At 74.5% G+C, this 21,043-nt stretch carries 24 protein-coding genes; 5 read left to right on the top strand and 19 right to left on the bottom strand.

Annotated elements, in window-relative coordinates:
* Nucleotides 1-109: 109 nt before the first annotated feature.
* The 12 genes from ATL51_RS13550 to ddaH all read right to left on the bottom strand — a co-directional run bounded on the left by ATL51_RS13550 (nt 110) and on the right by ddaH (nt 10,887).
* A complete protein-coding gene (locus tag ATL51_RS13550; RefSeq protein ID WP_010241351.1) occupies nt 110-211 on the bottom strand; it encodes a 30S ribosomal protein bS22 in 102 nt (33 codons plus the stop codon).
* Nucleotides 212-422: 211 nt separating this feature from the next.
* Nucleotides 423-635: a helix-turn-helix domain-containing protein gene (locus tag ATL51_RS13555; protein ID WP_062398062.1), complete on the bottom strand. Its 213-nt coding sequence runs from the start codon at nt 633-635 to the stop codon at nt 423-425.
* 185 nt (nt 636-820) lie between these two features.
* Nucleotides 821-1,621: a pyrroline-5-carboxylate reductase gene (gene proC / locus ATL51_RS13560; protein WP_100878782.1), complete on the bottom strand. Its 801-nt coding sequence runs from the start codon at nt 1,619-1,621 to the stop codon at nt 821-823.
* A 20-nt stretch (nt 1,622-1,641) separates the two neighbouring features.
* Entirely contained in the window at nt 1,642-2,487 is an 846-nt protein-coding gene (locus tag ATL51_RS13565; RefSeq protein ID WP_100878783.1) for a thioesterase family protein, read from the bottom strand.
* 9 nt (nt 2,488-2,496) lie between these two features.
* Nucleotides 2,497-3,351: a sugar phosphate isomerase/epimerase family protein gene (locus tag ATL51_RS13570; RefSeq protein WP_100878784.1), complete on the bottom strand. Its 855-nt coding sequence runs from the start codon at nt 3,349-3,351 to the stop codon at nt 2,497-2,499.
* A 32-nt stretch (nt 3,352-3,383) separates the two neighbouring features.
* The gene (locus ATL51_RS13575; protein WP_157818353.1) at nt 3,384-4,883 is read right to left on the bottom strand and encodes a hypothetical protein; all 1,500 of its coding nucleotides are present in this window, start codon (nt 4,881-4,883) and stop codon (nt 3,384-3,386) included.
* Nucleotides 4,883-5,890, bottom strand: coding sequence for a Ppx/GppA phosphatase family protein (locus tag ATL51_RS13580; RefSeq protein WP_100878786.1), 1,008 nt, complete (start codon nt 5,888-5,890; stop codon nt 4,883-4,885). The genes ATL51_RS13575 and ATL51_RS13580 overlap by 1 nt, the downstream gene beginning before the upstream one ends.
* A 46-nt stretch (nt 5,891-5,936) precedes the next feature.
* Nucleotides 5,937-6,626, bottom strand: a complete 690-nt coding sequence (locus tag ATL51_RS13585) for a response regulator transcription factor (RefSeq protein WP_062398072.1) — start codon at nt 6,624-6,626, stop codon at nt 5,937-5,939.
* A 1-nt stretch (nt 6,627) separates the two neighbouring features.
* Entirely contained in the window at nt 6,628-7,890 is a 1,263-nt protein-coding gene (locus ATL51_RS13590; protein WP_100878787.1) for a sensor histidine kinase, read from the bottom strand.
* A 227-nt stretch (nt 7,891-8,117) separates the two neighbouring features.
* Nucleotides 8,118-8,852: a phosphoglyceromutase gene (locus ATL51_RS13595; protein WP_167409998.1), complete on the bottom strand. Its 735-nt coding sequence runs from the start codon at nt 8,850-8,852 to the stop codon at nt 8,118-8,120.
* Nucleotides 8,853-8,869: 17 nt separating this feature from the next.
* Nucleotides 8,870-10,090: an ornithine--oxo-acid transaminase gene (gene rocD / locus ATL51_RS13600; RefSeq protein ID WP_100878788.1), complete on the bottom strand. Its 1,221-nt coding sequence runs from the start codon at nt 10,088-10,090 to the stop codon at nt 8,870-8,872.
* Nucleotides 10,087-10,887 carry a dimethylargininase gene (ddaH, locus tag ATL51_RS13605; protein WP_100878789.1) on the bottom strand — a complete coding sequence of 267 codons (801 nt, stop codon included), beginning with the start codon at nt 10,885-10,887 and terminating at the stop codon, nt 10,087-10,089. The genes rocD and ddaH overlap by 4 nt, the downstream gene beginning before the upstream one ends.
* Nucleotides 10,888-11,009: 122 nt before the next feature.
* On the opposite strand from ddaH, the gene ATL51_RS13610 reads away from it, so the two are divergent.
* Complete coding sequence (locus ATL51_RS13610; protein WP_100880692.1) at nt 11,010-11,441, top strand: Lrp/AsnC family transcriptional regulator; 432 nt, start codon at nt 11,010-11,012, stop codon at nt 11,439-11,441.
* A 57-nt stretch (nt 11,442-11,498) separates the two neighbouring features.
* The gene (locus ATL51_RS13615; RefSeq protein ID WP_100878790.1) at nt 11,499-12,008 is read left to right on the top strand and encodes a VOC family protein; all 510 of its coding nucleotides are present in this window, start codon (nt 11,499-11,501) and stop codon (nt 12,006-12,008) included.
* Between the two features lie 7 nt (nt 12,009-12,015).
* On the opposite strand, the gene ATL51_RS13620 is transcribed toward ATL51_RS13615, so the two are convergent.
* Both ATL51_RS13620 and gabP read right to left on the bottom strand, forming a co-directional pair.
* Nucleotides 12,016-12,780: a GntR family transcriptional regulator gene (locus ATL51_RS13620; protein WP_100880693.1), complete on the bottom strand. Its 765-nt coding sequence runs from the start codon at nt 12,778-12,780 to the stop codon at nt 12,016-12,018.
* Nucleotides 12,781-12,826: 46 nt separating this feature from the next.
* Entirely contained in the window at nt 12,827-14,230 is a 1,404-nt protein-coding gene (gabP, locus tag ATL51_RS13625; RefSeq protein ID WP_073576582.1) for a GABA permease, read from the bottom strand.
* A gap of 121 nt (nt 14,231-14,351) precedes the next feature.
* Here gabP and ATL51_RS13630 point away from each other — a divergent pair, with 121 nt between their 5' ends.
* Nucleotides 14,352-14,984: a TenA family protein gene (locus ATL51_RS13630; protein WP_100878791.1), complete on the top strand. Its 633-nt coding sequence runs from the start codon at nt 14,352-14,354 to the stop codon at nt 14,982-14,984.
* Here ATL51_RS13630 and ATL51_RS13635 read toward each other — a convergent pair.
* Nucleotides 14,972-15,406 carry a PaaI family thioesterase gene (locus ATL51_RS13635; RefSeq protein WP_100878792.1) on the bottom strand — a complete coding sequence of 145 codons (435 nt, stop codon included), beginning with the start codon at nt 15,404-15,406 and terminating at the stop codon, nt 14,972-14,974. The two genes, ATL51_RS13630 and ATL51_RS13635, sit on opposite strands and share 13 nt — an antisense overlap.
* Before the next feature lie 83 nt (nt 15,407-15,489).
* On the opposite strand from ATL51_RS13635, the gene ATL51_RS13640 reads away from it, so the two are divergent.
* Complete coding sequence (locus tag ATL51_RS13640) at nt 15,490-16,449, top strand: FAD-dependent oxidoreductase (RefSeq protein WP_167409999.1); 960 nt, start codon at nt 15,490-15,492, stop codon at nt 16,447-16,449.
* A 5-nt stretch (nt 16,450-16,454) separates the two neighbouring features.
* On the opposite strand, the gene ATL51_RS13645 is transcribed toward ATL51_RS13640, so the two are convergent.
* Both ATL51_RS13645 and ATL51_RS13650 read right to left on the bottom strand, forming a co-directional pair.
* Entirely contained in the window at nt 16,455-17,228 is a 774-nt protein-coding gene (locus ATL51_RS13645; protein WP_100878793.1) for an SDR family NAD(P)-dependent oxidoreductase, read from the bottom strand.
* 24 nt (nt 17,229-17,252) lie between these two features.
* Nucleotides 17,253-17,696, bottom strand: coding sequence for a VOC family protein (locus ATL51_RS13650; protein ID WP_100878794.1), 444 nt, complete (start codon nt 17,694-17,696; stop codon nt 17,253-17,255).
* A 113-nt stretch (nt 17,697-17,809) separates the two neighbouring features.
* On the opposite strand from ATL51_RS13650, the gene ATL51_RS13655 reads away from it, so the two are divergent.
* The gene (locus ATL51_RS13655; protein ID WP_157818354.1) at nt 17,810-18,796 is read left to right on the top strand and encodes a helix-turn-helix domain-containing protein; all 987 of its coding nucleotides are present in this window, start codon (nt 17,810-17,812) and stop codon (nt 18,794-18,796) included.
* A gap of 26 nt (nt 18,797-18,822) precedes the next feature.
* Here the strand turns inward: ATL51_RS13655 and ATL51_RS13660 are convergent, their stop codons facing one another.
* Together ATL51_RS13660 and ATL51_RS13665 are read right to left on the bottom strand one after the other, a co-directional pair.
* Nucleotides 18,823-19,191, bottom strand: a complete 369-nt coding sequence (locus tag ATL51_RS13660) for a GNAT family N-acetyltransferase (RefSeq protein WP_100878796.1) — start codon at nt 19,189-19,191, stop codon at nt 18,823-18,825.
* Nucleotides 19,192-19,459: 268 nt separating this feature from the next.
* On the bottom strand, nt 19,460-21,037 hold the full coding sequence (locus ATL51_RS13665) for an AMP-binding protein (RefSeq protein ID WP_100878797.1): 1,578 nt from the start codon (nt 21,035-21,037) through the stop codon (nt 19,460-19,462).
* Between the last annotated feature and the right edge of the window lie 6 nt (nt 21,038-21,043).

Below are 21,043 nucleotides of genomic sequence, written 5' to 3' on the forward strand. Positions count from 1 at the left end.
GGGCAGGTTCGGCACGTGAGGTGCGCGACGCGTCCGTCCGGGGGGACGGACCGCCACAACGACACCGGCCGCGCACCCGCGGGGAGCGGGGGCGCGGCCGGTGCGCGAGTCACTTACCGAGCTTGCGGCGCTGCACCCGGGTCTTGCGCAGCAGCTTGCGGTGCTTCTTCTTCGACATCCGCTTGCGGCGCTTCTTGATGACCGAGCCCATGTGGGTGCTCCTCCTGTGTCGACGCAGATCGTCAGCGACCGCTCCACCGGGTGACCTCGGAGTGGGCCGCCCGCACGATCCGTGCACGTGGACACGAGGCGCGGGCCGGGCGACGCCCGCCGGAGCGGAGCGACGACGCGATGCGACCGGTGGGGGTCGGCAGCCGGTTCACCAGTCTACCCGGGCGTACCGGCCTTCACCCCACCGGGGATCAGCCCGCGTCGAAGTAGGCGTTGCGCAGGTAGTCCTCGACCGCGCGCTGCGGCACGCGGAACGAACGACCGACCCGCGCGGCGGGCAGCTCGCCGGAGTGCACGAGCCGGTACACGGTCATCTTCGAGACGCGCATCATCGACGCGACCTCGGCCACCGTCAGGAACTGGACCTGGGACGGCCGTAGGGGCTCGGGACGTTCCGCCGCCATGGGGCACCGCCTTCCTCCCCCGAGACGGGTTCCCCGGTTCGCCCGGTGGTGGGGGATGCAGATGCAGTCTACCGGGGCGGATGTGACGATCGGTCCGCCAGAGGGGGCCCGATCGTGCTACAGCACGGCGCGTCCGTGTGACTTTGCGTCATACGATGAGCTGAACGAGGGACCGACGGCCCGGGTCAGCCGCGACCGAGCGCCACCGAGCGGTCGTGCGCCGCGGTGACCGCGTCGGCCAGGGCCGCACGCAGCCCGTGCCGCTCCAGCTCGCGCAGGGCGGCCGCCGTCGTCCCGGCCGGCGAGGTGACGTTCTCCCGCAGCACCGCGGGGTGCTCGCCGGTCTCGCGCAGCATCCGCGCGGCACCGAGCGCGGTCTGCACGGTCAGCTCGGTCGCGTCGGGGCGGGTCAGGCCCAGCCCGACGCCCGCCTCGATCATCGCCTCGGCGACGAGGAAGAAGTACGCGGGCCCGGAGCCGGACAGCGCGGTCGCGGCGTCCTGCTTCGCCTCGTCCAGGCGCAGCACCGCACCGACGGTGGACAGCAGTGCCTCGGTCTCGTCGAGGTGCGCGGGGGTCGCGTGCGCACCCGGGGAGATCGCGCACATCGCCGCGCCGAGCAGCATCGGGGTGTTCGGCATGACCCGCACGACCGGCGTGCCGTCGGGCAGGGCGCCCTCGAACAGCGAGGTCGGCAGGCCCGCGCACAGCGACACGACGAGCGCGCCCGGCTCCAGCGCCCCGGCGACCTCGCCGAGCAGCGTGACGACGTCCTGCGGCTTGACGGCGACGACGACCGTCCCGGCCCCGCGCACCGCCTCGTCGACCGGGGCCGCGGTGACCCCCAGCGACGCGGTCAGCTCCTGCGCCCGCGCCGGGTACCGCTCGGCGACCACCAGGTCACCGGCGTCCCGCCCGGCCGCCAGCAGCCCGCCGAGCAGCGCCTCGCCGATCCGTCCCCCGCCCAGTACCGCGATCCTCGTCATGGGGGCAGCGTAGGAACCCCTCAGCGGGCCAGCGGGGCCAGGGCGAGCTGGCGGGCCTGGCAGACGGTGCGGCCGCGCGCGTCGACGACGGTGACGTCCTCGTCGAACTGCGCGCTCGACACCCCGCCGCCGGCGGGCGGGCTCGACACCGCGCGGGACCGGGACCCGACCCGCAGCCAGCCCGGGGCGGGGCGGGCCCGCAGCAGCGCGGTGAGCTGCACCGTCGGCGCCCAGCCGAACGTCCCGCCGAGGTTGAACACGGTCGGGGGCAGGATGTCGCCGGCCATCAGCGCGAACAACACGTCCGGCTCCTCGCCGCGCGGGCGGACCCAGCCGGTCATCTCCGGCGGACCGGTCTCGCCGCGCAGGAACGGCAGCGCGCCGCGCGGGTAGCGCAGCTCGCAGGCGGCGGCCAGGCCGCGCGCGCCGCCCTCGGCCGACGCCGGATCGAGCGCGTCCGGATCCGGTTCGACGGCGAGCGCGGAGCCGTCGTCCAGGCGTGGGGCCTCGGTCGGCAGCACGCCGGCGGTGACGGTGGAGTGCAGCATGAGCCTGCCCTCCTGGTGCAGCCGCACGGCGACCGTGGACACCGTCCGCCCGATCTTGAGCGGGTCGGTCGTGATCTCGACCGGGCCCAGGTCGGGCGCGCGCAGGAAGTCCACGGCGACGGCCAGCGGGTCGGGCGCGGGGGCGTCGTCGGCCGCGAGGCGGGCCAGCCCGGACTTGGCCATGAGCACCATCAGCAGGCCGCCGAAGGCCTTGTCCCCGATCGCCCAGGTCTCGTCGAGCCGGGCGCGGAACCGGCCGTCCCCGAGGTGCTCGATCACGTGCGAGTCGGCGAAGGGCCGGACCGTCGTACTGCTCATGCGGGCATGTTACCCACGGGTAGGGGCGGCGGCGGACATCGTCGGTGTGAGGTGCAGCCGGGCGAACAGCAGCGACTCGGCGAGCAGCGCCGTGCGCTCCTGCCGGGTCCGGCAGCGCCGGGTCGACACCTCCAGGACGACCGTGCCGCCGTCCGCGGCGAACCGGGAGTCCGCCAGGCGCTGGCACACCTCGGCGCACGGTTGCGCCCCGCGGCCGGGGACCAGGTGCTCGTCGCGCGGGGCGCCGGAGCCGTCGGTGAGGTGCAGGTGGGTGAGCCGGTCCCCCATCCGCCCGGCGAGGTCGAGGGCGTCGACGCCGGCCGCGGCGGTGTGCGACAGGTCGAGGGTGTACGCGCCGAACCCGACCTCGGTCGGGTCGTGGCCGAGCGCGTAGGGCACGGTGCTGATCGCGCCGCGGGTCACCGGGAACATGTTCTCCACCGGCAGCGTGACGTCGTGGACCTCGTGGGCGCGGACGACCTCGTCGGCGAAGACGCCGGCGTAGCGGCGCTGCCAGCGGAACGGCGGGTGCACCACCACGGTGCGCGCGCCGAGCCGGGCCGCGACCTCGACGGTGCGCCGCAGCCGGTGCACCGGGTCAGCCCCCCAGACGCGCTGGGTGACGGCGAGACAGGGGGCGTGCACGGCGAGGATCGGCACCCCGTGGCGGTGCGCGAGGCGCTCGACCGCGCGCGGGTCCTGGCTGACCGGGTCGGTCCAGATCATGAGCTCGACGCCGTCGTAGCCCAGCTCACCGGCGATCTCGAACCCGGCGGCGACGCCCTCCGGGTAGACCGAGGCCGTGGACAGCGCGACGGGTGCCGCCCCGGGCAGGTCGGCGGTGGACGGGCGCGACGGTGTCACGAATCGTGGAGTCGTCGCACCGTCGCTCATCGTTACCGGTCCAACAACACCAGGATCGCCGGGGACACGGTCAGCAGCAGCCCGACGAGCACCGCGAACAACGTGGTCCTCAGGTCGTCGTTGCGCAGCAGGGCCCGCACGCCGAGCACGAGCCCGACGGTCAGCACGACCGCGAGCGACAGCGCCACGATCGGCAGCGAGGTCCACAGGTAGCGGAACAGCACCCAGATCGCCGCACCGGCGACGGCGCCGCCGATCCACTGGGCGATGACGACCGCCCAGGCCTGGCCGGTTCCGGCCGCACCGGCCGGGGTGTCGCCGTCGAGGCCCGCGGGCGGCTGCGCACCGCTGTCGGTGACGGCACCGCGGCGTCCGGAGCGGCGACGCGGGGGCTCGTCCTCCTCGACGGCGCCGGCGGCGAGCTCGCCGTGGTCCTCGTAGTCGTCGTAGTCGTCGTCCTGCGGGCGCTCGGGGGCGAGCACGCCGGTGCGGCCGCCGTCGGCGGAGCCGGGTCCGTCGTCGTACCCGGCGGGGCCGTGGCGGTCGTCGTAGCGGGGGTCGGCGTCGTAGCGGGGGTCGGCGTCGTAGCGGGGGTCGGCGTCGTAGCCCCAGCTCTCGTAGCCCCGGCTCTCGTAGCCCCGGTCGTCACGGCCCAGGTCGTCGTCACCCTGCCGGTCGTCGTAGTCGTCGGTGTACGGGTCGTAGGCGCCGGTCGGCGGGCCCGCGTCGGCCGGATGCGGACGAGGGCCGTCGTGCTCGTCGTCCAGCGGCGGGGCGCCGAACTGGGTGGGCGGGCCGCCGTCGTCGTCGGCCGCGGGGGCCGGGCGGCGGGCGCCGAGCCGGCTGGTGGGGATCTCGTCGGGGCCGTCGTCGGCCGCGCCGGGCGGGGGGCCGTACGGACCGCCCGGGCGCGGGGCGTCGCGGGGACCCCAGGCCTGGGTGGCGGGTCCGTCGTCGTGACCGTGGGGGCGGCCGTTCGGCGGGCCCTGCGGCTCGGGCGGGAGCGGACGGGCCTGCGGGGCCGGACCGGGACCCGCGGACCACTGACCGGGGGGCGGGCCCTGCGGCCTGCGGGGCGGGGCACCGTTCGGGGCGCCACCGAAGGCCGTGGCCCCGTGGGGCGCAGCACCGTTCGGGCTGCCGCCGTTCGGAGCGCCACCGTGAGGGGCGCCACCGTTCGGGGCGTTGCCGTTCGGCACGAACGGCTCCGGTGCGCGCCCGGCCTGCCCCTCGGAGGGGTCGGGGCGGCGCGCGGGCGGGAACGAGGGGTGCTCGATGGGGGGCGGGCCGTCGCCGCCGCGCGGGGCGAACCCGCCCGCGCCCTCGGGCGGGCGGACACGGTCGGCGGCCGCGGGGCGTCGCGGCGGGGCCGCCACGTCCGTCCGCGCGGGTGCCGCGGGCGACGGGGCGCCGGGCCCCTCGTCGTCCTCCGCGGCGCGACGACGGCGGCGTCGTCCGGGCTGCTGGCCGCCGTTGGCGGCCAGGAGCTCCGCGACCGTCCGCTGGCGAGGCTCTCCGCTGTCCACACTCATCACGACCACCGTGCCCTGTGTGTTGTCAAGGGTCCAAGCCCGCCCGGGGATGTCTGCGCCGAGCGGTCGTCCCCGTTCGTCCCATCGAGCATGTCGAAGCGCCGGAGGATCACTCCCTCGCGCAACGCCCACGGACAGATCTCGAGTTCGGTCACGCCGAGGGCGTCCATCGCGGCCTGCGCGACGACCGCCCCGGCGACGAGCTGGTGCGCCCGGCTGGCGCTCACACCGTCGAGCTCGGCGAGGTCGGGACCCGACATCCGGGTGATGAACGCCGACAGCTGGCGCAGGCCCTGCGCGGTCAGCGTGCGGCGGGCGCCCGGCCCGGCGCTGGACGGCGCGGCACCGGCGAGCCGGGCCAGCGTCCGGAAGGTCTTGGAGGTGCCGACGGCCCGGTCCGGGCGCCCCGCGGCACGCAGCCGTCCGGCGACGGGGGCGATCTCGTCGCGGACACGCTCGGTCAGCGCGGCGACCTCCGCCCGCGACGGCGGGTCGGAGGTGAACGCGTCGCGGGTCAGCCGGCCCGCACCCAGCGGCACCGACGCGGCGACGTCGGGGGTCTCGTCGCGCCCGACGGCCAGCTCCAGCGAGCCGCCGCCGATGTCGAGCACGAGCAGCCGCCCGGCCGACCAGCCGCACCAGCGGCGGACGGCGAGGAAGGTCCAGCGGGCCTCGTCCTCGCCGGGCAGGACCTCCAGCGCCACCCCGGTCTCGCGCTGCACCCGGGCGAGGACCTCGGCGGAGTTCGTCGCGTCGCGCAGCGCGGACGTGGCGAACGCCAGGAGGTCGTCGCAGCCGGCGGCCCGGGCGGTGTCCCGGGCCCGGTGCACGCTCTCCAGCAGCGCCTTCACACCGTCGCGGCCCAGCGCTCCCCTGCGGTCGAGGTGCTCGGCCAGGCGCAGCTGGTCCTTCTCCGACGACATGGGCTTCGGGTGAGCACCCCGGTGGGCGTCCACCACCAGGAGGTGAACGGTGTTGGACCCCACGTCGAGAACGGCCAGGCGCACCCGATCAGGTTACCGAGCCGTTATCGACGGTCGGGCAACCCCTGGCTCACACGTCGAACTTGTAGCCGAGCCCGCGCACCGTGACCAGGTGCTTGGGCGTCGAGGGGTCGCCCTCGACCTTGGACCGCAGCCGCTTGACGTGCACGTCGAGGGTCTTGGTGTCGCCGACGTAGTCCGCGCCCCACACCCGGTCGATCAGCTGGGCGCGGGTGAGCACCCGCCCGACGTTGCGCAGCAGGTACTCCAGCAGGTCGAACTCCTTGAGCGGGAGCGCGACCTCGTCGCCGTTGACCGACACGACGTGCCGCTCGACGTCCATCCGCACCGGGCCTGCCTCCAGCACACCGGTGCCGCCCTCGGTCTCGCCGCCGGTCTCGCCCCCGCGGCGCAGCACCGCGCGGACGCGGGCGATGAGCTCGCGCGCCGAGTAGGGCTTGGTGACGTAGTCGTCGGCGCCGAGCTCCAGCCCGACGACCTTGTCGATCTCGCTGTCGCGGGCGGTCACCATGATCACCGGCACGGCGGAGCGGGAACGCAGCGCCTTGCAGACGTCGGTACCGCTCATGCCGGGCAGCATCAGGTCCAGCAGCACGATGTCGGCGCCGTTGCGGTCGAACTCGCTCAACGCGTCGTTGCCGTTGGCCGCGACGGCGGTGGTGAACCCCTCCTTGCGCAGCATGAACGCGAGCGGGTCGGCGAAGGACTCCTCGTCCTCGACGATCAGCACCCTGGTCATCTCATCCTCCGGTTCCGGCGGTCTGGGGGGAGCTGCCGGCGGCAGCCTCACCGTGGGGGGCGCCGCCGATGCCCATCCGGGCGGGCAGGCGCATGGTGAAGGTCGATCCGGTGCCGGGACGGCTCCACAGCCGCACCTCGCCACCGTGGTTGGCGCAGACGTGCTTGACGATCGCCAGGCCGAGACCGGTGCCGCCGGTGGCCCGCGAGCGGGCCGGGTCGACCCGGAAGAAGCGCTCGAAGACCCGCTGCTGGTGCTCGGGGGCGATGCCGATGCCGCGGTCGGTCACCGCGATCTCGATCGAGCCGTCGACCGAGCGGCGGCTCACCGACACCGACGAGTCCGCCGCGGAGTAGGCGATCGCGTTCTCCAGCAGGTTCGTCAGCGCGGTGACGAGCAGCGTGCGGTCGCCGTCGACGACCAGCCCCGAGGTCTCGTCGGCGGTGATCTCGACGGCGTGCGACTCGGCGGAGGTGCGGCTGCGGGCCAGCGCCTCGGAGACGACCTCGTCGACGTCGACGGCGGCCAGCGCGGGGAGCCGTTCGGCGCCGGTCAGCCGGGACAGCGCGATCAGCTCCGAGACCAGGTTCCCCATCCGGGTGGCCTCGCGCAGCAGCTTGTCGCCGAACCGGCGGACCTCGCAGACGGCGTCGGGGTCGGGCTCACCGCCGTCGGCGGGCTCCAGGCCGTCGAGGCTGTCGAGCAGGGCCTCGGCCAGCAGCGCGACCGCGCCGACCGGGGTCTTGAGCTCGTGCGAGACGTTGGCGACGAAGTCGCGCCGGGTCGCCTCCAGCCGGGCCACCTCGGAGGTGTCGACGGCCTCGACCAGCGCGAAGCCGTCGCCGAGGGAGCGGACGCTGGCCTGCACCGCGACCGGGCCGCGGGGCGTGCGGTCCAGCGGCGAGAGATCGACGGTGTAGTCGCCGGAGGCGAGCAGCCGGTCCCTGCCCTGCACGCGCCGGCAGGCGGCGAGCGCGCGCGGGTCGAGCCGCTCACCGGCGACGGCGCCGAGCGCGGCGGCCCGCGGGTTGTGCAGGAGCACCTCGCCGCCGGCCCCGACCACGGCGAGCCCGGAGCTCGACTGGCGGAACGTGCGGTGCAGCAGCTCGCCGAGGGTGGGTCCGTCGGCGGCCACGGGGTCCGCCGGGGGGCGGCCGGTGCCGGGGCTGGGTCGGCCGTGCGACGACCGTCGCGCCAGTGCGGCCCCGGCGGTGAGACCGAGGAGCAGGGCGAGGGCCGTGATCAGCCACGCGAGCGTGGTCACGGGTGCATGGTAGGCAGCCGGGGGTACCCCCTGACCAGCGCCGGACACCGGATGGTGACGCCCGCGACCCCTCCGCGCGACACTGTTCGGTCCCCGTTCACCGTGGGTTCAGCGAACCCCTCCCCCACCCGCCCCGGGGTGCCCCCAGGGTCACTCTCGTAGCGCTCTAAGCCACGAAAGTGACCCTGGGGACATCCCCGGGGGTGCAGCGGGCGGGGGCGGTGGGGTCAGCGGCCCTGGTTCGCCACCCCGGCGATGGCCTCCTGCGCCGCGGCCGGGTCGAGGTAGCGCCCGCCCGGGTTCGTCGGCGTCAGGTCGTCGTCGAGGTCGTAGACCAGCGGGATGCCGGTGGGGATGTTCAGGCCGGCGATGTCGGCGTCGGAGATGCCGTCGAGGTACTTCACCAGCGCGCGCAGCGAGTTGCCGTGCGCGGCGAGCAGCACGACCTTCCCCTCGCGCAGGTCCGGCACCACGGCCTCGGTCCAGTAGGGCAGGAACCGGTCGACGACGTCGGCCAGGCACTCGGTCAGCGGGGCGTCGACGCCGGCGTAGCGCGGGTCGGCGTCCTGGGAGAACTCCGAGCCCTTCTCGATCGCGGGCGGCGGGGTGTCGTAGGAGCGGCGCCAGAGCATGAACTGCTCCTCGCCGTACTGCTCCAGGGTCTGCTTCTTGTCCTTGCCCTGCAGCGCGCCGTAGTGGCGCTCGTTGAGGCGCCAGTCGCGCTTGACCGGGATCCAGTGCCGGTCGGCGGCGTCGAGGGCGATGTTCGCGGTGGAGATGGCCCGGCGCAGCAGCGAGGTGTGCACGACGTCGGGCGCGACGCCCGCCTCGGCCAGCAGCTCGCCGCCCCGGCGGGCCTCCGCCTCGCCCTGGGAGGAGAGCGGCACGTCCACCCAGCCGGTGAACAGGTTCTTCGCGTTCCAGTCGCTCTGACCGTGACGCAGCAGTACGAGGGTCGGCATGGCCGACAGCCTGCCACCTACCCGTGGGAAAGGTCCCCGAGCGCGGCCCCGAACGTGTCCACCAGCACGTCGACCTCGTCGTGGGTGACCACCAGCGGCGGGGACAACCGCACGGTCACGCCGTGGGTCTCCTTGGCCAGCACACCCCGCCGGGCGAGTGCGACGCACACGTCGCGGCCGGTGCCGATCCGCGGGTCGACGTCGACGCCGGACCACAGCCCCACCCCGCGCACGGCGGTGAGCCCGGGCAGCGCGCGCAGCCGCGCGTCCAGGTGCGCGCCGAGCTCACGGGCCCGCGCCTGGTACTCCCCCGTCGCCAGCAGCGCGCACACCGCGGACCCGACAGCGGCGGCGAGCGGGTTGCCGCCGAAGGTGGAGCCGTGCTCGCCGGGGCGCAGCACGCCGAGCACGTCGCGCCGCCCGACGACGGCGCTGACCGGCACGATCCCACCGCCGAGCGCCTTGCCGAGGGTGTAGAGGTCGGCGCGGACCCCCGACAGGTCGGTGCACAGCGTGGCCCCGGCCCGGCCCAGCCCGGACTGGATCTCGTCGCAGACCAGCAGCACACCCCGCTGCTCGGTGAGCTCACGGACCGCGCGCAGGTAGCCGGGTGGCGGCACGAGCACCCCCGCCTCGCCCTGGACCGGTTCGAGCAGCACCGCGACGGTGTCGTCGGTGAGCGCGGCGGCCAGCGCGTCGGCGTCGCCGAAGGGGACGCGGTCGAAGCCGGGGGTGAACGGGCCGAAGTCGTCGCGGGCGACCGGGTCGTCGGAGAACGAGACCACCGTCGTCGTGCGGCCGTGGAAGTTCCCCCCGGCGACGACGATCCGCGCCGCCCCCGGCCGCACGCCCTTCACCCGGTACCCCCAGGCGCGGGCGACCTTCACCGCGGACTCGACGGCCTCCGCGCCGGTGTTCATCGGCAGGACGGCCTCGGTGCCGGTCAGCGCGGCGAGATCGCGCTGGAACGCCGGCAGCCGGTCGTTGTGGAACGCCCGCGCGGTCAGGGTGAGCGTGTCGAGCTGGGCGTGCGCGGCCGCGGTGAGCGCGGGGTGGCGGTGCCCGAAGTTGAGCGCGGAGTAGCCCGCGAGAGCGTCGAGGTAGCGGACGCCGTCGACGTCGGTGACCCAGGCGCCGTCGCCGTGGGACAGCACCACCGGCAACGGTGCGTAGTTCGCCGTGCCGAACTCCTCGGCGAGGGCGATCTGCGGGTCGGTGCCCGGGACCACGGCGGTCACGACCGCAGCTCCAGCGTGGCGCACTTGATCCCGCCGCCGCCCCGGCGCAGCTCCGAGGTGTCGACGCCGACGGTGCCGAACCCGCGCTCGGCCAGGTCGGCGGCGAACTTCTCGGCCTGGGGCGCGTGGACGACGGTGCGCCCGTCGGAGAAGCAGTTCAGGCCCAGTACGGCCGCGTCGTCGTCGGAGACGACCACCGCGTCGGGGAAGCGGAACCGCAGCACCTCCTGGGAGGCGTCGTCGAACGCGCCGGGCAGGTAGGCGACCGCGCCCGGCCCGCCGGCCGGGTCGAGCACCGCGAACGCGGTGTCGAGGTGGTAGTAGCGCGGGTCGATCAGCTGCAGGGACACGACCTCGCGGCCGAACACCTCCGCGGCCTCGCCGTGCGCACGCGGGTCGGTGCGGAACCCGGTGCCGGCGTAGACGGTGTCGCCGACGAGCAGCAGGTCGCCCTCGCCCTCGTTGACGTGGCGGGCCTCGTGCACGGCGAACCCGGCGGCCCGGAACCACGCGCCGTACGCGGGCCCCTCGGCGGCGCGTTCGGTGTGCCGGAACCGGGCGGTGAGCGCGGTCCCGTCGATCACGGTGCCGCCGTTGGCGGCGTAGACCATGTCCGGGTACCCGGGCAGCGGGTCGACGAGCCGGACGTCGAACCCGAGGTCGCGGTAGACCGCGTGCAGGGTCTCCCACTGCGCCAGCGCGAGCCGGGTGTCGGTCGCCTGCTCCGGACGCATCCACGGGTTGATCCGGTAGCTCACCGTGAAGTGCTCGGGGCGGCACATCAGCACAGAGGTCATGGGCACAGCATGGCGCGCTTACCCCGTGCGTTTCCCGGCTTCGGGCGCACGATCTGGGCGTGCTGTACCGGTTCGGCGCCGGTTCCGCGCGCTCCGGTCTAGCATCCGGCGTCGTGGACGGGATCGACGCGATCGACCGCAGACTGCTGGACCTCCTCCGGGTCGACGGGCGGGCCGGCTGGGCCGAGCTGGGCGAGCGGGTGGGTCTGTCGGCGTCGGCGGTGCGGCGCCGGGTGGACCGGCTGACCGCCCGCGGCGTGGTGCGGGGCTTCACCGTGCAGGTGGACCCGGACGCCGAACGGACCCCGGGTGTGGAGGCCTACGTCGAGCTGTTCTGCCGCGGCACGGTCGCCCCGGCCGAGCTGCAGCGGATGCTGTCGGCGGTGCCGGAGGTCGTCACGGCGGGGACGGTCACCGGGGAGGCCGACGCACTGGTCCTGCTGCGCTCGCGCGACGTGCGGTCCCTGGAGGACGCTCTGGAGCGGCTGCGGCTCGCCGCGAACGTCGACCACACCCGCTCGGCCGTCGTCCTGACCTGGCTGGTGACTCGTTGAACTCTCACGGGTCACCGCGTACGGTAGTCGGTTGAGAGTTCAATCAAAGGAGCAGTCGTGCCCGTCCAGCGTCTCAACCACGCCGTCCTCTACGTCCGCGACGTCCCGCGCAGCGTCGGCTTCTATCGCGACACCCTCGGCTTCCGCCCGGTCGTCGAGCTCCCGGGCGGGCGCGGCGCGTTCCTGCAAGCCGAGGGCTCGACCAACGACCACGACCTCGCCCTGTTCGGGATCGGCGCGCAGGCCGGGGCCTCGCAGGCGGGCCGCGGCACCGTCGGGCTCTACCACCTGGCGTGGGAGGTCGACACGCTCGGCGAGCTCGCCCGGATCGGCGAGCGGCTGCAGGCGGCCGGGGCGCTGGTCGGCGCCTCGGACCACGGCACGACCAAGGCGCTCTACGCGAAGGACCCCGACGGCCTGGAGTTCGAGGTGTGCTGGCTGGTCCCGGCGGCCCTGATCGACGGCGACGACCACGACATGCGCATCGAGCCGCTCGACATCGCGGCCGAGATCGCCCGCTACGGCGCGGACACCCGCGGCGGGATCGGCGTCTCGGTCCCGGCCTGAGCCCGCCTCAGCCGGGCTCGTTGAGGTTTACCCGGTAACCCGAGCGGGACGAGAACCGGGCGGTGACCGAGAACCGGTCGCCGCGGACCAGGGTGTGTCGCCACTCCACGGGGCGCCCGGCGGACAGGCCGAGCCGCTCGATCGACAGGGCGGCGACGCCCTCGTCGATGCCGAGCAGCTCCCGCTCGCCGCGCCCGGGCAGCACGGCCCGGATGTTCTCCATGCCGCCGTCGACGCGGATCCCGCAGCGGCGCCGGTATTCGGGGTAGATGCCGGTGTGGGTGAAGTCGACGTCGAGCAGCGGCGCCGCCAGCTCCCCGGGCAGCCACACCCGGTCGACGGCGAGCGGCTCGGCGTCGGCGAGACGCAGCCGCTCCAGGTGCACCAGCGGCGTGGACTCCTCCAGCCCCATCCGGGCCGCGACCACGCCGTCGGCGCGGACCTCGAAGGTCCGCACCACGCTGCGCTGGGTGCGCCCGGCGGACTCGACCGCCACGTAGAGCGAGTACGGCTCGTCGAGCGGCTGCTCGATCTCCGAGCGCACGGTCGGGCGGGCGACCCGCCCCCGCCCGGCGACGACGGCGCCGTCCTCCCGCAGCCGGCGCAGCGCCTCGCGCACGGTGTGCCTGCTGACCCCGTAGTCGGCGGCCAGCGCGAACTCGCCGGGCAGGGCCTCGTCGAACTCGCCGTCGGACAGCCGGCGGCGCAGGTCCGCGAGCAGCTGCTGCCACAGCGGCATGGTCCCGTCGCGGACCAGTGCTCGCGCCGTCATCGCCCCACCCCCTCGCGCGTGATCACCGTAGGCGAGCGCCGTGGGGTCACCGCACGACGGCCCGCGCGCGACGCCGGGTGAGCAGCACGCCGACACCCACGACGCCGGCCGCGATGAGCGCGGTCATGCCCAGCTCGAAGCGCGAGCCCTCGCGGGTGGCCATGTAGACGAGCACCACCGGGATCACGACGATCACCGACCAGGTGAGCACCGGGTAGCCCCACATCCGCACCGGCATCGCGACGCCGTCGCGCTCCAGCACCCGGCGCATCCGCAGCTGGGACACCGCGATGACCAGGTAGACCAGCAGCGCGATCGCGCCGGAGGTCGCGAGCAGCGCGGCGAAGACCTCCTCCGGGAAGGCGTAGTTCGCGATCACCGCGACGAACCCGACCAGCGTCGACCCGAGCACCGCGAACCGCGGCACGCCCTGCCCGGTGGTCCGGTTGACCAGGTCCGGGGCCTGCCCGCGGCGACCGAGGGAGAACAGCATCCGCGACGCCGTGTACAGCGCCGAGTTCAGGCAGCTGGCGACGGCGACGAGCACCACGACGTCGACGATCAGCTTGGCCGACGGGACGCCCAGCGCCTCCAGGGCCGCCTGGTAGGAGCCGACCTCGGGCAGCCGCGGGTCGTTCCACGGCACGATCGCGACGACGAGCAGGATCGAGGCCAGGTAGAACACCGCGATCCGCCAGATCACCGAGCGGGTGGCCCGGCCGATCCCGCGGGCCGGGTCGCCGGATTCCGCGGCCGCGATCGTGACGATCTCGGTGCCCATGAAGCTGAACATCGTCACCAGCACCGCGGCGACCACCGCGCCCGGCCCGTTCGGCAGGAACCCGCCCTCGGACACCAGCCGGGACAGCCCCGACACCGACGAGTCGTCGCCGACGAAGCCGGGCAACAGGCCCAGCACCGCGAGCACCCCGACGACGATGAACGCGATGATCGCGACCACCTTGAGGAGTGCGAACCAGAACTCGAACTCGCCGTAGTTGGCGACGGAGAACAGGTTGGTCACCGTCAGCAGCACGGTGACGGCCAGCGCCCAGCCCCACTGCGGCACCCCCGGCAGCCACGAGTTGAGGATGACCGCGGCCGCGGTGGCCTCCACCGGGATCACGAGGACCCAGAACCACCAGTACAGCCAGCCGACGGTGAACCCGGCCCACGGCCCGATCGCCCGGTCGGCGTAGGTGGAGAACGAGCCGGAGTCCGGCTGCGCGGCCGCCATCTCGCCGAGCATCCGCATCACCAGCACGACCAGCGTCCCGGCGAAGAGGTAGGCCAGCAGCACCGCGGGGCCCGCGGTGGCGATCGCGCTGCCGGAGCCGATGAACAGCCCGGCGCCGATCACCCCGGCGATGCTGATCATCGTGACGTGCCGGTCGCGCAGCCCCGCCTTCAGCTCGCCACCGGCCTCCGTCCGGTTCGCGGTCTCCGTCATGGCGCCTCCCCTCCTCGGTGCCACAGCCGGCGGCGGCCGGTGCGTTGCGCAATGGTCACCCGGGCGTCGCCCGTTGTCACACCCCGGGCCGCGTCCGGGGGCTGCGCCTAGCCTGGGCGGCATGGGATTCAGCGTGCAGCTGCGCGAGTCGACGGCCGCGACCTGGGACGCGGCGGTCGGACACCGGTTCGTCGACGAGCTGTGGTCCGGCAGCCTGGACCGCGGCGTGCTGCGGCACTACCTGGAGCAGGACCTGCAGTTCGTCGACTCGTTCCTCGCGCTGCTCGGCGCCGCCGTCGCGACGGCCGACCGGCCTGGTCCGCGGGTCCGGCTGGCCCGTCAGCTGGGGCTGGTCGCGGGCCCGGAGAACGACTACTTCGAGCGCTCGCTCGGTGAGCTGGACGGGAACACCGAGCCGGAGCGGACCGCGCCGACCGTCGGGTTCGTCGACCTGATGGACTCCGCGCGCGACGCCGGGTACGCCGAGACGCTGGCCGTGCTGGTCGTCGCCGAGTGGCTGTACCTGGACTGGGCGACACGGCCGGGCGCCACCACCCCCGACGACCGGATCTCCCGTGAGTGGATCGAGCTGCACCGCGGCGTCGAGTTCGAGGAGTGGGTCGCGTTCCTGCGCGACGAGCTCGACCGCGCCGCCGACCGCCTCGACCCCACCCACCGGGAGCGGGTGGCGGCGCTGTTCGTGCGCGCGGTGGACCTGGAGCTGGCGTTCTTCGACGCCGCCTACCCCGGCTGAAGGCCGACGACGGCCTTCACGACCTGGGCCCGGGCGACCACGACGCCGTCGCAGACGGCCGTCACCGACGTGAACGCGGACCGGCCGGTGCGCCGGTCGAGCGTTCCGCGGAACGCGACCTCCCGGCCCCGCCGGGCCTGCGCGGGCAGCGTGACCGCGGTGGACACCGACACCGCGTGCTCGGCCTCGGTGAGGTGCGGCAGGGCCGCGAGCAGCGCGGCCACCTCCAGCCCGACGGCCAGCGCACCGGCGTGCGCGCCGCCCGCACCGCCGTCGGCGAGCTCGTCGACGGTGAACGCGACCCCGGCGGCCGGGTCGGCGTCGTCGAGCAGCCGGGCGCCCAGCGCGGCCTGCAGCGGGACGGCGAGGACGAGCGCGGCGCGGCGGGCCAGCGCCGGGCCGGTCAGCAGCGGTGCGGTCACCGGGCCGAGTGTGCGCCCCGGGGGTGACCGGGCGTCGACGTCCGGATGACGATCCGGGGCCGGTGGCTGCGAGGATCGCCGGCATGGGAGGCAACCGACGGGCGGTGGTGGTCGGCGCCGGGATCGCGGGCCTGAGCTGCGCGGTCCGGCTGCGGGAGCGGGGCTGGTCGGTGCGGGTGCTGGCCGACGCGCCGGTGGAGGCGTCGACGTCGCACCTGGCCGCGGCGGTGTGGTTCCCGACCCGCGCCGGGCCGCGGGACAAGGTCCTCGACTGGGGCCGGCGCACCTTCACCGAGCTGGCCAGGCAGGCCGCCGACGGCGTCCCCGGCGTCGTGATGCGGGAGTCGCTGACCCTCTACCGGACCGAGCCGGAGCCGCAGTGGTGGGCCGACGCCGTCGGCGAGGTCCGCCCGGCCCGGCCCGGCGAGCTGCCGCCCGGCTACGCCCACGGCCTGCGTTTCGCGGTGCCGCTGGTCGAGATGCCGGTGCACCTGCCCTGGCTGGCCGCCGAGGCCGGGCGCCGCGGGATCGTCCTGGAACGCCGCCGCGTCACCTTGCTCGACGAGGCCGGCCGGGACGCCGACCTCGTCGTGCACTGCTCAGGGATGGGCGCGCGCACCCTGGTCGGTGACACCGCGGTGACCCCGGTGCGGGGACAGATCGTGCGCGTCACCAACCCCGGCCTGACGATGTCGGTCCGCGACGAGGCGCACCCCGGCGGACGCGCGTACGTGCACCCCCGCGCGCACGACTGCGTTCTCGGCGGCACCCTCGACGACGGCGTCTGGGACGCGACGCCGGACCCGGCCGCCGGCGAGGCGATCCTGCGACGCTGCCGCGACATCGTCCCCGCCCTGGGTGACGCCGAGGTCCTGGAGCACCTCGCGGGCCTGCGCCCGGCCCGCCCGGAGGTGCGGCTGGAGGCCGAGCCCGCCACCGCGACCCGGCCGCGGGTGATCCACGACTACGGGCACGGCGGTTCCGGCATCACCCTGTCCTGGGGCTGCGCCGGCGACGTCGCGGACCTCGCCGACGCCCCCTGACCCGGTCAGGACATCCGCGGCTGCCCGTTCGACGCGGACAGCCCGCCGTCGACGGGCAGGTTGACCCCGGTGACGAACCGCGCGTCGGGCCCGGCGAGGAAGGCGATCACGTCGGCGACCTCGCCGGGGTCGCCGCCGCGGCCCATCGGGATGCGGTCGGCGAAGCGGGCCATCAGGTCCTCGTCGCCGGTCATGCCCTCGGTCATCTCCGTGTGGGTCAGCGACGGGCTGACCGCGTTGACCCGGACCCCCTCGCCGCCGTGGTCGAGCGCCATCGCCCGGGTGAGGTTGACGACGGCGCCCTTCGCCGAGTTGTAGGCGACGTTCGCCCAGTCCCCGCCCAGCCCGGACACCGAGGTCACGTTCACGATCGACCCCCGGGTCGTGCGCAGGTGCGGCACCGCGGCGCGAGAGGCGAAGAAGACCCCGTCGACGTCGACGGCGTGCACGAACCGCCACTGTTCGGTCGAGGTCTGCTCCGCGGTGCCCGGCCGGGCGACCGCGGCGTTGTTGACCAGCGTGTCCAGCCGCCCGAAGCCGGACGCGACCTCGTCGACGAGGTGGGTGATCGCCTCCTCGTCGGACGAGTCGGCGACCAGCACGTGCATCCGTTCGGCGACCGCCGGGTCGGCGCCGGCCACCACGTCGTCGAGCTTCTCCTTCGTCCGCCCGGTCAGCACGACCGTGGCCCCGTCCGCCGCGAACCGCCGCGCGGTGGCGGCGCCGATGCCCGAGCCCGCTCCGGTGACGATCGCGACCGTGCCGTCCTTCGTTCCCATGATCGGCGGATACCCGGGGTGGGCTCACACGATGCAGAAGTCGTTGCCCTCCGGGTCGGCCATCCACAGGTGGTCCACATGTGGAGAACCCGGGGACAGGTGCTCCTCGACGACCCGGGCGCCGAGCGCGCACAGCCGTCGTGCCTCCGCCGCCAGGCGCTCGCCGCGCAGCTCGGCGGGCAGGTGCCGGCCGCCGGAGACCTGCAGGTCCGGGTGCAACCGGTTCTTCACCGTGCGGGGCTCGTCGACCCGCAGGAACGAGATCCGCGGGCCCGCGCCGTCCGGGTCGCTGATCGCGGCGACGTCACCCCACTCGTCGGCGGGCACCTCGTGGTGGACCATCCACGCCTCCCAGCTCTCGAACCCGGTCGGCGGAGGGGCGGGGGCGTAGCCGAGCGCGGCACTCCAGAACTCCGCGAGCAGGCGTGCGTCGGCACAGTCGACGGTGATCGTCCAGGGGGTCGCCATGGGTGGAGGCTACGGCCGGGCCCCGACCGTTCCGCGGTGGCGCGGGTCGCGCCGACGCCCGGTCACGGGGTAGCTTTCCGCATCCGATCACCCGGTGCACCGGTGGAGGGCGAGTGAACGGACAACCGCCCGGCAACGGAGTGCGACGGCTGAGCCTGCGCATGGGGTCGGCGGCCGACGTCGAACGGTTCGCCGCGGAGTTCTACGCAGGCGCGGTCGTACGGCCGGTGGGCGACGGCCGCGACTTCGAAATGGGGAACGAGACCGTCGCCGCCCCGGGGTTCTCGCTGAGCGCTCTGTGGGTCACCGCCGAGATCGACGCGACGGTCGACCCGGTCGAGAACGCCTTCATGATCGACCTGGTGCAGGGCGGACGCATGCGCCTGGACACCGAGGCGTACGGCACCGTGCTGCTGCAGCCCGGCGACGTCGGCGTGCTCCCGCCCGAGGGCCGCTTCCGGGACCTCGCCGAGGACATCGACCTCGACGTCGTCGCCCTCGACACAGCGGCCCTGACCCGCTGGGCCGGGCAGGTGCACGGCGTCGCGGTCGACCGGGTGCGACTGTCCGGGATCACCCCGCTGAGCGGGGCGCACGCGCGGCGCTGGGCCACGACCGTGGTGCACGTGCGCGACCGGGTGCTCGGCAACCCGATGCTGCTGGACGGGTCCGTCGCCCTCGACGAGGCGTTCGGGCTGCTGGCCTCGCGGTTCCTGGAGACGTTCCCGAACACCGTGCTCGACGAGGCCGGCCGGCGCGGGAGCGCACGCACCCCGGCCCTGCCCTCCCGTCTGGTCCGCAGCGTGACCGAGCACCTGCGCACCCACGCGCACCGGCCGTTCGACCCCGCGGAGCTGGCCCGGCTGACCGGGGGCCCGGCCCGGGCCGCCGTCGCCGGGCTGCGGCGGGCCGGGACGGACCCGGCCGCCGTGCTGTGGCGGGCCCGGCTCGACGGTGTGCGCGCCGACCTCCGCGCCTCCGGCGACGCGACGTCGGTCGGCCGCATCGCGGGCCGCTGGGGCTTCCTGCGTCCAGGCGGGTTCCGCGTGGCCTACACGCGCGCCTTCGGCGAGCCCCCCGAGCAGACCGCGGGCCGCTGACGCGCACTCGTCCCGCCGAGAAGTGCTCAGGTACTTCCCGACGTGCGGGCCTTGGTCAGGTGGACCAGCTCGTAGGTGCCGGCGCCCGCCCGGTGCGTCTCGACGTAGCCGGCCCGCCGGTACAGGCGGAGGTTGCCCGCGCTGTGCTCGCCGGTGAACAGCGCGACGGTCGTCACGGCGTCGCCGAGCCGGCCCCGGTCGTCGCGGACGCCCCAGGCCGTCACCGAGGCGCGGCCGAGCTCCTCGCGGACCGCGGGCAGCTCCTCGGTCAACGGTGGGAGGGACAGGTCGTCGTGCGCCCGGGCCTCGGTGACGTAGGCGGCCCGCTGCAGCGTGAGGACCTCGCCCGCATCGGACGGGCCGAGTCGCACGGGGGCGGGGGCGTCGGCGGTCATGGGTACAGGACAGCACGACGGCGCCGCCGCCCCGCGGATCACCGCGCCCGCCCCGCCGGGTTCGGACGCCGGAGGTGGATCGAGCCGCCTGTCCGACGTCGGGCCGACCGGACGCACCGCCCCGACCACGTCGATCAGTACCTGAGTGCTGTCCGGCAGGCCCACGACAGCGCTGATGTACTGATCGACGTCCCGGATCCGTGCCGGCAGCTCGGGTGCGGAGCCCCGGGGAAGGGGGTGCCGACGACGGAACGGCCGGTCGTGCGGGTCAGGCCTTCTCGTTCTCCCGGGCCCGCAGGTCCTTGCGCAGGATCTTGCCCGAGGCCGACTTCGGGATCTGGTCGATGAACTCGACCACGCGCACCTTCTTGTGCGGCGCGACCTTCTCGGCGACGAAGCCCATGACGTCGTCCTCGGTCAGGTCCGCACCCGAGGCCTGCTTCACCACGAACGCCTTCGGGACCTCCTCGCCGTCGGCGTCCTTGACCCCGATGACCGCGGTGTCGGCGATCTTGTCGTGGGTCAGCAGCAGCGCCTCCAGCTCGGCGGGCGGCACCTGGTAGCCCTTGTACTTGATGAGCTCCTTGACCCGGTCGACGATCGAGTAGACGCCCTCGTCGTCGACGACGGCGATGTCACCGGTGTGCAGGAAGCCGTCGGCGTCCTTGGTGGCGTCGGTCGCCTCGGAGTTGTTGAGGTACCCGACCATCACGTTCGGGCCCTTCACCCATAGCTCGCCGCGCTCGCCGACGCCGACCTCCTTGCCGGACTCCGGGTCGACCAGCTTGCACTCGATGTTCGGCAGCGCGAAGCCCGACGAGTTCAGGTCGAGGTCGCCGCGGTCGTCGGGCATGCAGTGGCTGACCGGGGACAGCTCGGTCATGCCGTAGCCCTGCAGCACGGTGCAGTCCAGCCGCTTGGCGACGGCGCGGCCGAGCTCGCCGTCCAGCGGGGCGGCACCGGAGAAGACCGTCTTCACGCAGGACAGGTCGAACTTGTCGATGATCGGGTGCTTGGCCAGCGCGACGGCGACCGGCGGGGCGATGTAGAGCCGGTCGACCTGCAGGTCCTGGGTGATGGTCAGGAACTGCTCGAGGTCGAACTTCGGCATGGTGACGACGGTGGCGCGCGCGTGCAGACCCTGGTTCATCATCACGGTCATGCCGTAGATGTGGAAGAACGGCAGGAACGCCATGATCTTGGTCTCGCTGGTCACGTCGCCCATGGCCTGGATCTGGAGCAGGTTCGCCACCAGGTTGCGGTGGGTCAGCACCACGCCCTTGGCCAGGCCGGTGGTGCCCGACGAGTACGGCAGCACCGCGGTGTCGGTCGCGGTGGTCGTCAGCTCGGGGGCCGGGGCGCCGGAGCCGACGAGATCGCGGAGCGAGTCGTGGCCCTCGGTGGCGTCGATGGTGAGCACGACGTCCTCGGACAGTCCCGCCTCCTTCGCCCCGGCCACGGCCCGGTCGAGGAACGGCGAGACGGTGATGACCATCTTCGCGCCGGAGTCCTTCAGCTGGTGGGCCAGCTCGCCGCCGGTGTACATCGAGTTCGCGCTGGTCACGATGCCGTTGGCGCGCAGGATGCCGTGGAACAGCGCCGCCCACTGCGGCAGGTTCGGCGCGAACAGCGCGACGACGTCGCCGGTGCCGATGCCGCGGGCGGCGAGCCCGCCGGCGATCTTCTCGACCAGGCCGTGGAACTCGGTGTAGGTCAGCTGGTCACCGGTGGTGCCGTCGACGATCGCCGGCGCGTCCGCCCGGTCGCCGAACCCGTCGACGAACAGGAACTCGGTGAGAGAGACGTCAGGGATCTCGACGTCCGGGTACGGGCTGCGCAACGACAAGGTTCG

Source organism: Pseudonocardia alni, assembly GCF_002813375.1.
In the GTDB taxonomy this organism is placed as follows: Bacteria; Actinomycetota; Actinomycetes; order Mycobacteriales; family Pseudonocardiaceae; genus Pseudonocardia; species Pseudonocardia alni.

What these genes read in the sequence shown, in the direction of transcription:
- ATL51_RS13565 (WP_100878783.1), bottom strand. Translation starts at nt 2,487, where the DNA reads ATGAGCAGTACGACGGTCCGGCCCTTCGCCGACTCGCACGTGATCGAG.
- ATL51_RS13645 (WP_100878793.1), bottom strand. Translation starts at nt 17,228, where the DNA reads ATGGGAACGAAGGACGGCACGGTCGCGATCGTCACCGGAGCGGGCTCG.
- ATL51_RS13595 (WP_167409998.1), bottom strand. Translation starts at nt 8,852, where the DNA reads ATGCCGACCCTCGTACTGCTGCGTCACGGTCAGAGCGACTGGAACGCG.
- ATL51_RS13640 (WP_167409999.1), top strand. Translation starts at nt 15,490, where the DNA reads ATGGGAGGCAACCGACGGGCGGTGGTGGTCGGCGCCGGGATCGCGGGC.
- ATL51_RS13575 (WP_157818353.1), bottom strand. Translation starts at nt 4,883, where the DNA reads ATGAGTGTGGACAGCGGAGAGCCTCGCCAGCGGACGGTCGCGGAGCTC.
- ATL51_RS13550 (WP_010241351.1), bottom strand. Translation starts at nt 211, where the DNA reads ATGGGCTCGGTCATCAAGAAGCGCCGCAAGCGGATGTCGAAGAAGAAG.
- ATL51_RS13620 (WP_100880693.1), bottom strand. Translation starts at nt 12,780, where the DNA reads ATGACGGCGCGAGCACTGGTCCGCGACGGGACCATGCCGCTGTGGCAG.
- ATL51_RS13555 (WP_062398062.1), bottom strand. Translation starts at nt 635, where the DNA reads ATGGCGGCGGAACGTCCCGAGCCCCTACGGCCGTCCCAGGTCCAGTTC.
- gabP (WP_073576582.1), bottom strand. Translation starts at nt 14,230, where the DNA reads ATGACGGAGACCGCGAACCGGACGGAGGCCGGTGGCGAGCTGAAGGCG.
- ATL51_RS13650 (WP_100878794.1), bottom strand. Translation starts at nt 17,696, where the DNA reads ATGGCGACCCCCTGGACGATCACCGTCGACTGTGCCGACGCACGCCTG.
- proC (WP_100878782.1), bottom strand. Translation starts at nt 1,621, where the DNA reads ATGACGAGGATCGCGGTACTGGGCGGGGGACGGATCGGCGAGGCGCTG.
- ATL51_RS13630 (WP_100878791.1), top strand. Translation starts at nt 14,352, where the DNA reads ATGGGATTCAGCGTGCAGCTGCGCGAGTCGACGGCCGCGACCTGGGAC.
- ATL51_RS13585 (WP_062398072.1), bottom strand. Translation starts at nt 6,626, where the DNA reads ATGACCAGGGTGCTGATCGTCGAGGACGAGGAGTCCTTCGCCGACCCG.
- ATL51_RS13660 (WP_100878796.1), bottom strand. Translation starts at nt 19,191, where the DNA reads ATGACCGCCGACGCCCCCGCCCCCGTGCGACTCGGCCCGTCCGATGCG.
- ddaH (WP_100878789.1), bottom strand. Translation starts at nt 10,887, where the DNA reads ATGACCTCTGTGCTGATGTGCCGCCCCGAGCACTTCACGGTGAGCTAC.